This is a genomic window from Agromyces allii, from assembly GCF_009749385.1.
Taxonomy (GTDB): domain Bacteria; phylum Actinomycetota; class Actinomycetes; order Actinomycetales; family Microbacteriaceae; genus Agromyces; species Agromyces allii.
In genome coordinates this window covers 170,970-184,310 of record NZ_WBIN01000011.1, presented here as the reverse complement: position 1 = coordinate 184,310, position 13,341 = coordinate 170,970, and the positions used below count along the sequence as shown (strand labels likewise).

The following is a 13,341-nucleotide window of genomic DNA, read 5'->3' as shown; positions in this document are numbered from 1 at the left end:
AGAGCTCACTCAGTTCGCGAGCAGCAGCCCGACGACCCCGAGCGCGACGCCCACGAACACGAGCAGGTCGGTCCACGTGGCGACCGTCTCCTCGGCGTTCTTGCCCCGCTTCGCGATGTGGCGCACACCCGCGAGTCCGAGGTAGAGGGCGCCCGGAACGGCCCCGAGCAGTCCCCACCCGGGCACGAACGCGGCGAACAGGGCCACCACGCCCAGGCTGAGGTTCGCGAAGCCGAGCTCGTGCACCACGAGTTCGGCGCTCGGGTCGTCGATGCCGAGGATGCCCCGGCTCGTGCGCCCCGGGTTCGCGAGCTGGCTGATGCCGGCCACCGTCAGCCGCGTGCCGACGCCCCAGAACGCCCCCAGATGCCGATGACGACGAGCGGCTCACCCCCGAACACCGCGAGGTGGATCACCGTCGAGACGAGCGGCAGCACGAGCGTCTGCGCCACGACCAGTGCGATGTACATCGTTGCCCCGTTCCCCGTCTGTCACGTCGTCAAGAGCACCGTAGCGCCGCCGGCGTTCGGCCGGCGGGATCGACTTCGGCGTACGGATGCCGCGTGGCGGCGCCGGTGCGTCGGTAGCCTCGCCGTATGAGCGCATCCGGCGACGCGAAGACGTGGCGACCGGGCACCGTGCGCGAGGCCGCCGGAGGCATCGTCGCGCTCACGATCGCGACGTTCCTCGCGGTGACGACCGAGATGCTGCCGGTCGGGGTGCTGCCGGCGATGGGCGCCGAGCTCGGCGTCACGGAGTCGATCGCCGGGCTCCTCGTGACCGTCTACGCGTTCATGGTCGCGGTGCTCGCCGTGCCGTTGACGCTCTGGACCCGTCGGCTGCCCCGCAAGGGCCTGTTGCTCGCCACGCTCGCCGCCTACACGGCGGGCAACGTGGTGGTCGCGCTCGCGCCGACGTTCGCCGTTGTCGCGGCCGGTCGTGCGATCGGCGGCGTCGCGCACGCGCTCTTCTTCTCGCTGAGCATCGCGTACGGGTCGAGGCTGGTGCACGCCGACTTCACGGGGCGTGCGCTCGCGCTCGTGACGGCGGGCGCCTCGGCCGGCTTCGTGCTGGGCGTTCCGCTGTCGACCTCGCTCGGCACGGCCGTCGGCTGGCGGGTCGCCTTCGGCGTGCTCGCCGTCGCCTGCGCGGGCACGCTCGTGCTCGTGGCGCTGCTGCTGCCGGCGGTGCCGGTCGCGGCGCCCGACGGGGCGGATCACCCCGAACGGCGCGTGCGACGCGGGCGCCTCGCGATGGTCTCGGTCGCGAACGCGCTCGTCTACCTCGGGCAGTACACGGTCTACACGTACATCGCGGTGATCCTGCTCGCGGCCGGGCTCGCGGCGAGCGGCGTCGGCCCGATCCTGCTCGTGCTCGGCGGACTCGGCCTCGTGGGCACGTGGTTCGCCGGCGTCACGCTCGACCGTCGGCCGCGCGCGAGCCTCCTCCTCGTGCTCGGCGTCATGGTCGTCGGGCTCGTCGCGCTCGGACTGGCGTTCCCCGGCTTCACGGGTGTGCTCGCAGCCTCCGCGCTCTGGGGTGCCGCGTTCGGCGCGGTGGCATCGAGCTTCCAGACCGCCGCGATCCGCACGCGCGGTGCGACGCCCGACCTCATCGGCGCACTCGTGAACGCGACCGCGAACATCGGCATCGGCGGCGGAGCAGCGCTCGGCGGTGCGGTGCTGGCCGGCTTCGGACTGGGGTGGGTGCCGTTCTGCGGTGCGGCGCTCGTGCTCGCCGGGGCCCTGGTCGTGCTCCTCGCGCGGCGGGCATTCCCGGAGATTCCGGGATAGCGGCACCATGAGCGCCGGTCGCGCGCCCTCCGTCAACGCCCGGCGCGATCGCCGCGAGACCTGCGCGCCGCCTGCGAATCCGAACCCGGCACTCACGTTTCGACGGAATCGGGGGTATCTTGGCGACACGCGTTATATCGCGTTCGTGACGAGGTCGTCGAGTGAGCAGGGGGTGGTGCCCGTGACCGGCATCGAAGTCGTGCTGAGCGTGCTCGGAGGCATCGTGCTGCTCTCGATCTGCACCGTGGTGGTGTTCGTGCTCGTCGTGCGCTCGGTCGTGCGGCGGGTCCGCCGCGACCGGGCGGTCAGCGGCGCGACGCTGCGAGCGCGGGCCAGGATGAGCCGCGGCCCGCAGCGCTCGGTGCTGGCCCTGCGCGTGCGTCTCGACGAGGCGCTCCGCAGCGGCGGCGCGGCCGTCGAACTCGTGCCCGGCGCGTCCCGCAGCGAACTGCCGAGACTGTTCGGGCGCATCGCCGAAGAGGGCCGCGTGCTCGACCTGCAGCTGCGCCTCATGGAGTCCGAGCACGACGGCGCGGTGCTCGCACAGGAGCTGCCCGCCGCGCGCCACCGCGTCGACCAGGTCGAGCAGCTCGTGCGCCATGTGCGGTCCGCCGTGGCATCCGGCCTCTCCGGAACGACCGACGACTCGTTGGCCGCGCTCAGGTCGGAGGTCGACCGCGAGGTCGCGGCGCTGCGCGCGGGCATCGACGAACTGCAGGCGCTCAACCGGCGCGACGGCCGCGCCTCGGCGCCGCCGTCATCAGCTTCAACCGTTCGAAACGAGGGGAACCGACTATGAGCAGCAGCAGTAACGGCGCGCGGGTGCGCACGATCTTCCGCAGCAAGACGACCAAGGCGCTCGACCGCATGGAAGACCCGCGCGAGACGCTCGACGACAGCTACGACCAGCAGGTCAAGCTCCTGCAGCAGGTGCGCGTGGCCGTCGCCGACGTCGCGACGGCCAAGAAGCGCATCGAGCTCCAGGGCGAGGAGATGGGCGCTCGCTACCAGCGACTCGGGTCGCAGGCCGCCGAGGCGCTCGCGCAGGGTCGTGAAGACCTCGCGCGTGCCGCGCTCGAACGCCGGGCGATGCTCGAGAGCCAGGTCGCGGCGCTGCAGCAGCAGTTCACCTCGCTCGACCGCCAGACCGCCCAGCTCCAGGAGCGCGAGCGCCGGCTCACCGACCAGGTCGCCGCTTTCCGCATCGAGAAGGAGACCATCAAGGCCACCTACACGGCCTCCGAGGCGCAGGTGAAGGCCAACGAGGCGGTCTCGGGCATCAGCAACAGCATCACGGATGTCGGGTCGAGCCTCGATCGCGCCCGCGACCGCGTCGCGCAGATGCAGGCCCGCGCGGCCGCGACCGACGAACTGCTCGCGAGCGGGGCGCTGACCGACCTCACGGCCGCGCCCGACGCCGACATCGAGCGCCAGTTGGCCGTCATCTCGGCGCAGGCCGAGATCGAGCGTCAGCTGGCGGCGTTGAAGGGCGGTGCCAGCGCCGCCGGCGGCGCATCCGAGCAGGCCGGCTCGGGCAGCTGGACGAGCATCGGGCAGGCGGGGTCGGCCGGTCAGGGCTGAGCCCGCGGTGCCCGCTCGGCGAGGCGTCAGCGCAGGATGCCGCGCTGACGGGCCGCGGCGACCGCGGCCGTGCGCGACGAAACGTTCAGTTTCGAGAAGACGTGCGCCAGGTGCGACTTCACGGTGGTCTCGCTGACGAAGAGCTCGGCGGCGATCGCGGTGTTCGAGCGCCCGGCGGCGACGAGTTCGAGCACCTCGATCTCGCGTGAACTCAGGCTCACCGAAGGTGCCCGCATGCGGTCGAGCAGTCGTGACGCGATGACCGGGGCGAGTGCGCTCTCGCCCGCTGCTGCGGCGCGCACCGCTGCGAGGAGTTCGTGCGGCGGGGCATCCTTCAGCAGGTACCCGCTCGCGCCGGCTTCGACCGCGCCGAGGATGTCGGCGTCGGAGTCGTAGTTCGTGAGCACCAGCACGTACGGCGGGGCGCTCAGCGAGCGGATGCGCCGGGTCGCGTCGGCGCCGGTGCCGCCGTTCGCGCCGAACTGGAGATCCATGAGCACCACGTCGGGATTCTCGCGCTCGGCGGCGCGCACGGCCTCATCGCCCGATGCGGCCTCGGCGACGACGTCGACATCGGGCTCCTGGCCGAAGAGCGCGACGAGCCCGGCTCGCACGATGGGGTGGTCGTCGGCGATCACGATGCGGATCATGCGACCCCCTCGAGGGCGATGGTCACGGCGAGCGTCGTGCCCAGACCCGGTGCGGAGTCGATGACGAGCACCCCGCCGAGCTGCTGCACACGCTCACGTGTGGCCCGCAGTCCGAACGAATCCGATCGGCCGTCGGTGTTCGTGCTCTGACGCGGATCGAACCCGTCGCCGTCGTCGACCACGGTGAAGCGCAGTTCGTCGTTCTCGACGGTCAGCGTGATCGTCGCGACCGAAGCGTGCGCGTGCTGGATGACGTTCGCGATCGCCCCCTGCGCGATGCGGAGCAGTGCGGTCTGCAGCTGCATCGGCAACGTCACCTCGTCGGAGACGCGCACGCGCACCTCGAGTCCGTCGGTCGCCCACTGCGTCTCGGCGAGACGGCGCAGCGAACCGCCGAACCCGTGGTCGTCGAGGTCGGGCGGGGTGAGCTCCCGGATGAAGCGACGCGCGTCGGCGAGGTTGGCGGCAGCGGTCTCCCGCGCCAGCCGGATGTGCTCGATGCCGGGCCGCTCCCCGTCAGCGCGTTCGGCCGCGTGCAGGAGGATCTGGATGCTCGAGAGCCCCTGCGCCACCGTGTCGTGGATCTCGCGGGCCAGCCGTGCGCGCTCGGCGAGCACCCCCGACTCGTGCTCCGTCGTCGCGAGTTGGTGGCGCGTCGCGAGCAGTTCGTCCATGAGAGCCTCGCGCTGTGCGGCTTCGCGGCCCAGCGCCTGGTATCCGAGTCCGATGAGGAGCGCGACCCCGGCGCCCACGAGCGGGCCGATCACGCCGCCGATCGTCCACCCGCCGTGCAGACCCAGCGCGCAGATCGCGATGACGGTCGCACCGAGGATCGAGGCGGACCCCCACCACCGGCCGAGCAGATGCAGGTAGAGGAAGAACATCGGGAACACGAGGTAGGCGGCCTCGGGGATGAGCCACACGAGCACGACCCACTCGAGGGTGAGTGCCGCGAGCCAGATCAGCGGGGTGATCCGCCGGCCCGTGCCTGTGGGTGCGCCCTCGGAGGTCCCCTCGTGCGCGCGATCGCGCGGCCGCGCGACCACGCCGCCGAGGCCGTAGGTGAGCAGCAGCACCGCCGAGATCGCGATGACCAGTCCGCTGGATTCGGTCGGGGCGAGGATCGCGCGCACGATCACGAGCACGGTGAGGGCTGCGAACAGCACGTGCAGCCCGGTTCGCAGACCCACGAAGACCGGGGTCAACGCGGTGTGGGCCATGGGGCCGACTCTACGGGGAGGTCGCGGCGGCGGCACCCTTCGAAAGGACGATTCCCGGGTCATCCGTTCGCCCGCCGAATCGTGTGCGGAGTGCGGATGACGCGGGCGGGTCCCGCGAGAAGAGTGGGACATGCCACCTCGTCGGGTGGTCATGCCGCCCCATCGGGCGGCCGGAAAGGACTCCACATGTTCGTCGCGATCCGCGACTTGCGCTTCGCCAAGGGCCGATTCGTGCTCATCGGCTCGGTCGTCGCGCTCATCACCATCCTGGTCGGGTTCCTCAGCGGGCTCACCGGCGGCCTCGCCACGCAGAACATCTCGGCTGTGCTCGCCATCCCGGGCGACCGCATCGTGTTCTCGGCGCCCGCCGACGGCTCCGACGCCGCGAGCTTCTCGGACTCCGCCGTCACCGCGCAGCAGGCCGATGACTGGGCCGACGTTCCCGGCGTGAGCGGCGTCGAGCCCATCGGCATCAGCCAGACGAGCGCCGAGGCCGGTGACGTGCGCACGGCGATCGCCGTCTTCGGGGTGCAGCCCGGGTTCGACGCCACGGCCCCTTCCGCCGACGGACACGTCGGGCTCTCGACGCCCGCCGCGAACGACCTCGGCGTCGGGAGCGGTGACGAGATCTCCATCGCCGGCACCGCGTACACCGTCGAGACGATCGCGGGCGACGCCTGGTACAGCCACACCCCGGTCGTCGAGATGACGCTCGCCGACTGGCAGTCGTACGCTGCCGCGACCGGCAATCCGGGGGCGGATGCCACGGTGCTCGCCGTGAGCGGCGACCCGGACTGGGACGCCGCCGACGCCACGAACGGCACGGTCTCGAAGACGACCCTCGGATCCCTGCTCGCGCTCAGCGCCTTCAAGTCCGAAATCGGGTCGCTGCTGCTCATGGTCGCGATGCTGTTCGGCATCTCGGGACTCGTCATCGGCGCGTTCTTCACCGTCTGGACCATGCAGCGCAAGGGCGACATCGCCGTGCTCAAGGCCCTCGGGGCGAGCACGGTGTCGCTCGTGCGGGACGCCTTGGGGCAGGCGCTCGTCGTGCTCGCGCTCGGCATCGGGGTGGGCCTCGCCGTGGTCGCGCTGTTCGGAGTACTCGTCGGTGGAAGTGCCCTGCCGTTCCTGCTCAGTCCTCTCACCACCCTCCTGCCGGCCGTCATCATGATCGTGCTCGGCCTCGCCGGAGCCGGCTTCGCGCTCCGCTCCGTCACCTCCGCAGACCCACTGACCGCCCTCGGGAGCAACCGATGATCACCCTCGACACCATCACACTGTCCTTCCCCGACGGCGACGGACGTCTCACGGCCGTCGACCGGGTGTCGCTCACCGCGCACCCCGGAACCGTCACGGGCATCACCGGCCCGAGTGGGTCGGGCAAGTCCAGCCTGCTCGCCGTGGCCGCGACGCTCATCCGGCCCGATGCCGGCCGTGTGCTGATCGACGACGTCGACGCGACGCAGCTCGACGCCGGCGACGCCACCGAGCTGCGACGCAGCCGGATCGGCATCGTGTTCCAGCAGTCGAATCTGCTGCCGTCGCTCACAGCGACCGAACAACTCACGGTGATGAACGAGCTCGGCGCGAAGCACAGCCGCCGCAACCGCGGTGCCGCGTCGGCTCGGGCCGACGAACTCCTCGACGCCGTGGGCCTCGCCGATCAACGGGGCAAGCGACCCCACCAGCTCTCGGGAGGTCAGCGGCAACGTGTGAACATCGCCAGGGCGCTCATGAACGACCCGAGTGTGCTGCTCGTCGACGAACCCACGAGCGCTCTCGACCAGGAGCGCGGTGCGAGCATCATCGAGCTGATCCTGCGGCTCACCGACGAACGCAACACCTCGACGCTGCTCGTCACCCACGACCTCGTGCATCTGCCGCGCATGCACGGCGTCGTGCACCTGGTCGACGGGCGGATCACCGAGGTCGCACGCGCCGCCTGATGCCACCATGGCGTCGGACCGAGCCTCGCCCTCGCGCGCGACCGCGTCGCCCGGATGCAGGTGCGAGCGGCCTCGATCGGCGAACGGCTCGTGCGCGGGGCCGCTCACCGACCTCACGGCCGCGCCCGACGCCGACATCGAGCGCCGGTTGGCGCCGCGGCGCCGGGCACCGATAGGCTCGGCGCGCCGCGCTCGTGCGGACCCGAACCCCCTACGTCGACGGAGCCCCCGATGCCGGACGCACCGACCGAGCCCGAACGCGCTCGAACGCCGCTCAAGCAGATCCTGATCCGAGATGTCGGACCCGTGCTCGCCGTGCTGCTCATCACGTTCGGCCTGTGGGTCGGATTCACGATCATCGCGCCCGAAGACGCCCAGGCGGCCGACCCCGCGACCCCCGTCGTCGTGTACGCGGCGGAGCGCGACGCCGCAGCCGACACCGCCCTCGCAGGTGCGCGTCGTTCGGCGCTCGAGGCGGCGCTGCCGCTGCGCGCGGCAGTACGCGACCTCACCGGATTCTCGGATGCCGCACTCCTCGCCGAGGTCGGCGGGGCCGTCGCGGCGCTCGATGCGGCGATCGCCGACGGCGAGCGTCCGGAGGTGCTCGCTGCTACTGCCGCCGCGCGCGCTGCGGTGCCCGCCTTCATCGAGCGACTCGCCGTCGACGCCGACGCGCGCATCGCGGGCGCGACCTCGGCCGACCCGGTCGCGCTCCAGACTGCCCGTGACACCGTGGGCGCCGTGCGCCAGGCGGCGCAGCACGGCCGGGCGGGGCTCGCCGCGACCTTCACGCCGATGCGCGGGGCCGTCGAGGCCGCCGTGGCGAGCCACGCCCAGGCGCTCGCGCGCACGACGGCCGAATCCGAGGCGGACGATTCGGAGGCCGACGATTCGGGGGCCGATCCCGTTCCGGCTCCCACAGAGGAGTGCGCCGGATCGCCCCTGTTCTGTGTGAAGCCGCTCGTCGTGACGACGCTCGGAGCCTATGTCGGCACCTGCCCGGCCGGAACGATGCCGCACGTCTTCGACCTCTGGTCGAATCCCGGTTCGATCACCCTCGACTACCCGTTCGACTACGTCTACACGGTGATGGACGGACACAACCTCGCCGTCGAGCACTGCGACCCCGAAGGCGTCCCGGGCGCCCCGCACGGGCCGGGTCCCGAGTCGCTGCCCGGCACCTGACGGCTCAGGCGGGAGCGCCCTCGCGGCGGCGCACGATCTCGGCGATCCAGATGGGCGCGAACGGCGACGTGCAGTTGGGCGGGGTCGCGTAGTCCTTCAGCACCTCGAGGCGCTCGCCGATGTCGATCGCCCTGGCGCGGAGCGCGGGTTCGTGGATTCCGATGTTCGCGAGGGTCTCGTTCATGGCCCACTGCAGGCGGTCGGGCGCGCCCTGCATCTGCGCCTCGATGAGGTCGAGCAGTCCCTCGAGGTCGAGTCCGTCGGGCGACTTCGCCACTCGCTCGGTCGTGAGGGCCCACCCGGCGCTCGCGACGACGGGGTCGGCGTCGGCGAACCACTTCGCGCGCAGCGCCTCGGCGTGCGGGCCCTTCTTGACGACGTAGTTGACAAGCCAGTCCTGCGTCTTGGGCACGCGCGCCTCGCGCAGCATGGCGTCGAGCTCGGCCTCGCTGTACTGCTTCGGGCGGCAGATGAGCAGCGCGACGAGCCGCGCCGGGGTCTCGTCGGTCTCCCAGAGCCCGATCGCGAGCTCGTGGTCGGTCTTCAGGCGCTTGGCCACGCCCCGCAGCTTCGTGAGGTTCACGCCGTGGTCGTCGCCGTGGCGCTCGTTGATCGCGCGCGCCTTCGGGTCTTCGAGGGCCGCCAGCTCGGCCAGCACCTCGTCGACGCGCGGGTCGGGCGCGGTGCCGGCCGCGGAGGTCGACGAGGTCGACGAGGTCGCGCCGGTCACCGGTCCAGCACCTCGGCCAGGCGCTCGAGCTCGCCGAGGCGGTCGTCGCCGACGGGCGTGAGCACGACGCTCGTCGCCCCGGCGGCGAACCGCGCGGCCAGGCGCTCGCGCACCTGCTCGGCCGTGCCCGCGAGCGAGAGCTCGGCGACCCACTCGTCGGGCAGGCGCTCGGCGAACTCCTCGGGCGACGAACAGGTCGCGCGCAGGCGTGCGAACTCCTCGGCGAACGGCTGCCCGACGAGGTGCGGCGCCCAGTCGGGCTCCCCGTACCACGCGAGACCCGGGCGCACCCGGGCGAGGGCGGCCCGCGGGTCGGCGTCGACCGCGGCGACGTCGTAGGTCACGACCCGGCGGCTCGCGGCATCCGTCGCTCCGCTGTTCATGTGCTCGATGGCCGCCCGGATGTACGGGGGTGCCGCCGGCTCGGCGAGCACGACGCCGTCGGCGGTCGCGCCGGCGACGGCGAGGGACTTCGGTCCGCGGACGCCGAGCAGCACGGGAGGTGCCGAGGCCGCGGGCTCCACGAGCTCGACGCCCTCGATGCGCACGTAGGTGCCCGCGGCCGGCCCGGGCTCGCCGCGCAGCAGCGTGCGCACGGCCGTCGTGTACTCGCCGAGCAGCGTCAGCGGGCTCTTCGGCCACGCGCCGACCTGCCGCATCCACACCGGCATGCCGTGCCCGATGCCCGCGACGAACCGGCCGGGGAACATGAGGGCGAGCGTGTTGAGCTCCATCGCCGCGAAGGCCGCGTTGCGTGCGCCGGCGGGCAGGATGCCGACGCCCACGGTGATGCGCTCGGTCGCCGCCAGCACGGCGCCGGTCTGGGCGAGCCCGCCGCGGAACCCGAGGTCCTCGACGAGCCAGACCTCGTCGAAGCCGAGCTGCTCGGCGCGCCGCGCATACGGCAGCACCTGGTCGACGGGGAGGTCACGGGGCAGGAGGACGCCGACGCCGGCGGCAGTGGGAGCGTTCACGGTTCCATCCTTCCAGAGCGGCCGCTCCGAGCGGGGCCGGCCCGACGACGGATGCCACGAGCGCCGTAGGATCGACCGGTGCCGTCACTCGTCATCGCCGCCGCCCTGCTCTTCGTCAACGCCGCGTTCAATGCCGTCGTCTGGCCGCGCTTCAACCCGCGCATCGCGAACGACCCGCGCGCCCGCGACGCCGGCGGTCGCCGCACGCCCTTCTACACCGTGCACGTCGTGCTGATCTCGATCGCACTCGTGCTCGCCGCGGCATCCGTCGTCGTCGGTGTGCTGATCCTGCTCTGATCATGGCCAAGCCCGCTCGCACCATCGCCCCGCGTCTCGACCGCATCCTGCTGCCCGAACTCGACGAGGCGGATGCCTCGGTGCTGACGCCCGGCGCCGACCTCGAGGGCGTGCGGGTCGCCGGCGGCGACCTCTCCGAGCGAGACCTGACCGGCATCCGGCTGCGCGAGGTCGAGATCGCGGGCGTCTCGGCGCACGACGTGCACCTGCGCGGCGCCGACATCGCCGAGTCCGTGCTCGACCGCTGGGATGCGCCCGTGCTGCGTGCGCCGCGCGCGACCCTGCGCGACGTCGTCGTCTCGAACTCGCGCGTCGGATCGGTCGAGTTCTACGAGAACACCTGGCAGGCCGTGCACTTCGTCGGCTGCAAGCTCGGATTCGTGAACCTGCGCGGCGCCACCCTGCGCGACGTGCGGTTCACCGACTGCACGGTCGACGAGCTCGACCTCGGCGGTGCGCGGGTCGAGCGCCTGGCCTTCACCGATTCCGACGTGCGCTCGCTCGACGTCACCGGCGCGAGGCTCAGCGACGCCGACCTCCGCGGGCTCGATCTCGACGTGACCGGGGTCGAGGGCCTGCGCGGCGCGACCATGGACGAACTGCAGGTCGCGCTCATCGCGACCCGGCTGGCCGAGCACGTCGGCATCCGCATCGTCGGCTGAGTCCCGCCGTCGTCGGCGGCAGGCGCGCTCCCGACGGGTAGCCTGAGAGATGCGCCCGCCGGTGCCTCCAACCGTGTCGGGTTCGGCCGCGAAAGGACGCCCCCTGATGTTGTACTCCCAGACCCCTGCCGCCGAGAAGCGCCGTCTGTTCCGCGAGCGGCTCGCCTCGGGCGAACTGCTGCGGTTCCCCGGCGCGTTCAACCCGCTGTCGGCACGCCTCATCGAGCGCAAGGGGTTCGAGGGCGTCTACATCTCGGGCGCGGTGCTCGCCGCCGACCTCGGCCTGCCCGACATCGGCCTGACCACCCTCACCGAGGTCGCCGGCCGAGGACAGCAGATCGCGCGCATGACCGACCTGCCGGCGATCATCGACGCCGACACCGGGTTCGGCGAGCCCATGAACGTGGCGCGCACCATCCAGACCCTCGAAGACGCCGGCATCGCGGGCGCCCACATCGAGGACCAGATCAACCCGAAGCGGTGCGGCCACCTCGACGGCAAGCAGGTCGTCGACGAGAACACGGCGATCAAGCGCATCCGCGCCGCGGCCGATGCCCGCCGCGACCCGAACTTCCTCATCATGGCGCGCACCGACATCCGCGCCGTCGACGGGCTGGATGCCGCGGTCGACCGTGCGAAGGCCCTCGTCGACGCCGGCGCCGACGCGATCTTCCCCGAGGCGATGCGCGATCTCGGCGAGTTCGAGGCGATCCGCAACGCGATCGACGTGCCGATCCTCGCCAACATGACCGAGTTCGGCAAGAGCGACCTGTTCTCGGTCGACCAGCTGCGCGACGTCGGCGTGAACATCGTGATCTGGCCCGTCTCGCTGCTGCGCCTCGCCATGGGCGCCGCCGGCCGCGGCCTCGACACGATCATCGACGAGGGCCACCTCACGTCGAAGCTCGGCGAGATGCAGCACCGGGCCGACCTCTACGACCTGCTCGACTACGAGGCGTACAACCACTTCGACCAGGACGTGTTCAACTTCGAGATCGCGCGCTGAGGGCCGGCGCCGAGGTCGGGCGCCGAACCACACGTACAGACAAGACGGACGAGGGGCGGATGCCGCGGCATCCGCCCCTCGTCGTTCTCCTGTTCGTGCCGAACGCGAGCCCTACCCGACCGGCGTCGGCTCCTGCTCGCGCTGCTGGAGGGCCTCGGCGACGGCCGCTTCGATGCGGGCGGCCTCGCGGCGCTTGCGGCGCCGACGCAGTGCGACGAACGCGACCGCGGCGGCCGCGAGCACGAGCACGATGACGAGCAGCGTCCACGGCACGGCCCAGCCGGTGGCCGACGCGTGAACCTCTGGCAGCGGCGCATTGCCGGTCGTGCTGCCCTCGACCGGCAGGCGCGGCGTGAGGTCGACGGTCGCGGTCAGGAGTCCGGTCGGCACGACGCCGGGAACGGTCGCGGTGACGTCCCACGTGTCGCCCGGAAGCAGTTCGGGCAGGGCCTCGAGCCGGGTCGCCTCGACGCTGAGCATGCCGAACGGCCCGGCGACGGCGATCGCCTGATCGGCTGCGAGCCGCGCGTTGCCCGTGTTGTGCACGGTGTACGTGACGGTGGTCGATCCTGCGGCGAACGGGTCGGCGCTGCCGGAGTACTCGACCCGCAGGTCCTCGATCGCGAGCGCGGGGGCGAGCTCGCCGCCGACGCGGAGCTGCACGCGGATGCCGAGACGGCGGTCGACGCTGACGCCCGACGCGGCCTCAGGCGTGGGCAGGGCGGTCACGATGCCGCCGGCGTAGTCGCCCGGAGTGATGCCGGCCGGCACCTCGACGCGGAACGGGATCTCGGCCGACTCGCCGGCCTCGAGGTGCACGCTCGGCGCCGAGAGGGTGATCCAGGAGCCGACCGCGGTCGACGGGGTCTCGCTCGTCACGAGGTCGAGCACACCGGTCTCGGTCGTGAAGCCGTCGGCCGCCGAGAGGTCGAGGTCGACCGCCACGTCGTCGTTGTTCGTGACGACGATGGCGTCGTCGAGGCCGGTGCCAGGGTCGAGCACGTAGGCGTAGTTCGCGCGCTCGGCGCCCTGGTCGTTCGCGGCCGTGCGCACGCCCCAGCTCACGGGGTCCTCGGCTGCGGCGGCGGGGCCGGCCGCGACGCCGGTGAGCGCGGTGAGCGCGGCCGCGAAGGCGACCACGAGGGCGACGGCGGGACGGCGACCGCTCGCGTGGCGCGGCCGGCTCGACCTGCGGGCGAGCGCGGCAGCGGGGGAGGGCAGGTGCAGTTCGGGCATGTGGTCCTCGATGAATCCGGTGGATCTGGTGGAACGGGGGTGGCCGGGGCGGGGATCG

At 72.4% G+C, this 13,341-nt stretch carries 16 protein-coding genes; 9 read left to right on the top strand and 7 right to left on the bottom strand.

The features are described 5' to 3' along the window. Positions 1-9 precede the first annotated feature (9 nt). Complete coding sequence (locus GQR16_RS14665) at positions 10-330, bottom strand: hypothetical protein (protein ID WP_157415901.1); 321 nt, start codon at positions 328-330, stop codon at positions 10-12. Between the two features lie 2 nt (positions 331-332). After that, complete coding sequence (locus GQR16_RS14660) at positions 333-470, bottom strand: hypothetical protein (RefSeq protein ID WP_157415900.1); 138 nt, start codon at positions 468-470, stop codon at positions 333-335. A gap of 126 nt (positions 471-596) precedes the next feature. On the opposite strand from GQR16_RS14660, the gene GQR16_RS14655 reads away from it, so the two are divergent. The 3 genes from GQR16_RS14655 (at position 597) to GQR16_RS14645 (ending at position 3,374) form a co-directional block, all read left to right on the top strand. Then, the gene (locus GQR16_RS14655; RefSeq protein ID WP_157415899.1) at positions 597-1,793 is read left to right on the top strand and encodes an MFS transporter; all 1,197 of its coding nucleotides are present in this window, start codon (positions 597-599) and stop codon (positions 1,791-1,793) included. Between the two features lie 181 nt (positions 1,794-1,974). After that, positions 1,975-2,592 (top strand): hypothetical protein, encoded by a 618-nt coding sequence (locus GQR16_RS14650; RefSeq protein ID WP_157415898.1) that lies wholly within the window; start codon positions 1,975-1,977, stop codon positions 2,590-2,592. Then, positions 2,589-3,374 carry a PspA/IM30 family protein gene (locus GQR16_RS14645; RefSeq protein ID WP_157415897.1) on the top strand — a complete coding sequence of 262 codons (786 nt, stop codon included), beginning with the start codon at positions 2,589-2,591 and terminating at the stop codon, positions 3,372-3,374. Before GQR16_RS14650 ends, GQR16_RS14645 begins: the two co-directional genes overlap by 4 nt. A 26-nt stretch (positions 3,375-3,400) precedes the next feature. Here GQR16_RS14645 and GQR16_RS14640 read toward each other — a convergent pair whose 3' ends face one another. Both GQR16_RS14640 and GQR16_RS14635 read right to left on the bottom strand, forming a co-directional pair. Beyond that, the gene (locus GQR16_RS14640) at positions 3,401-4,024 is read right to left on the bottom strand and encodes a response regulator (RefSeq protein ID WP_055855238.1); all 624 of its coding nucleotides are present in this window, start codon (positions 4,022-4,024) and stop codon (positions 3,401-3,403) included. Continuing rightward, positions 4,021-5,244, bottom strand: a complete 1,224-nt coding sequence (locus tag GQR16_RS14635; protein ID WP_157415896.1) for a sensor histidine kinase — start codon at positions 5,242-5,244, stop codon at positions 4,021-4,023. Before GQR16_RS14635 ends, GQR16_RS14640 begins: the two co-directional genes overlap by 4 nt. Before the next feature lie 186 nt (positions 5,245-5,430). Here GQR16_RS14635 and GQR16_RS14630 point away from each other — a divergent pair, with 186 nt between their 5' ends. The 3 genes from GQR16_RS14630 (at position 5,431) to GQR16_RS14620 (ending at position 8,378) form a co-directional block, all read left to right on the top strand. Then, positions 5,431-6,504, top strand: coding sequence for an ABC transporter permease (locus GQR16_RS14630; protein ID WP_157415895.1), 1,074 nt, complete (start codon positions 5,431-5,433; stop codon positions 6,502-6,504). Then, positions 6,501-7,193, top strand: coding sequence for an ABC transporter ATP-binding protein (locus GQR16_RS14625; protein ID WP_157415894.1), 693 nt, complete (start codon positions 6,501-6,503; stop codon positions 7,191-7,193). Before GQR16_RS14630 ends, GQR16_RS14625 begins: the two co-directional genes overlap by 4 nt. A 231-nt stretch (positions 7,194-7,424) precedes the next feature. Then, positions 7,425-8,378 carry a hypothetical protein gene (locus GQR16_RS14620; protein ID WP_157415893.1) on the top strand — a complete coding sequence of 318 codons (954 nt, stop codon included), beginning with the start codon at positions 7,425-7,427 and terminating at the stop codon, positions 8,376-8,378. Between the two features lie 4 nt (positions 8,379-8,382). Here the strand turns inward: GQR16_RS14620 and GQR16_RS14615 are convergent, their stop codons facing one another. Both GQR16_RS14615 and GQR16_RS14610 read right to left on the bottom strand, forming a co-directional pair. Beyond that, positions 8,383-9,108 (bottom strand): DNA alkylation repair protein, encoded by a 726-nt coding sequence (locus GQR16_RS14615; protein WP_157415892.1) that lies wholly within the window; start codon positions 9,106-9,108, stop codon positions 8,383-8,385. Beyond that, complete coding sequence (locus GQR16_RS14610; protein ID WP_157415891.1) at positions 9,105-10,082, bottom strand: LLM class flavin-dependent oxidoreductase; 978 nt, start codon at positions 10,080-10,082, stop codon at positions 9,105-9,107. Before GQR16_RS14610 ends, GQR16_RS14615 begins: the two co-directional genes overlap by 4 nt. A 78-nt stretch (positions 10,083-10,160) precedes the next feature. On the opposite strand from GQR16_RS14610, the gene GQR16_RS14605 reads away from it, so the two are divergent. The 3 genes from GQR16_RS14605 to prpB all read left to right on the top strand — a co-directional run bounded on the left by GQR16_RS14605 (position 10,161) and on the right by prpB (position 12,047). Next, entirely contained in the window at positions 10,161-10,379 is a 219-nt protein-coding gene (locus GQR16_RS14605; protein WP_157415890.1) for an SCO4848 family membrane protein, read from the top strand. Between the two features lie 2 nt (positions 10,380-10,381). Then, positions 10,382-11,041, top strand: a complete 660-nt coding sequence (locus GQR16_RS14600) for a pentapeptide repeat-containing protein (protein WP_157415889.1) — start codon at positions 10,382-10,384, stop codon at positions 11,039-11,041. 106 nt (positions 11,042-11,147) lie between these two features. Next, positions 11,148-12,047 carry a methylisocitrate lyase gene (gene prpB, locus GQR16_RS14595; RefSeq protein ID WP_157415888.1) on the top strand — a complete coding sequence of 300 codons (900 nt, stop codon included), beginning with the start codon at positions 11,148-11,150 and terminating at the stop codon, positions 12,045-12,047. A 111-nt stretch (positions 12,048-12,158) separates the two neighbouring features. Here prpB and GQR16_RS14590 read toward each other — a convergent pair whose 3' ends face one another. After that, the gene (locus tag GQR16_RS14590; RefSeq protein ID WP_157415887.1) at positions 12,159-13,283 is read right to left on the bottom strand and encodes a WxL protein peptidoglycan domain-containing protein; all 1,125 of its coding nucleotides are present in this window, start codon (positions 13,281-13,283) and stop codon (positions 12,159-12,161) included. Positions 13,284-13,341: the final 58 nt, after the last annotated feature.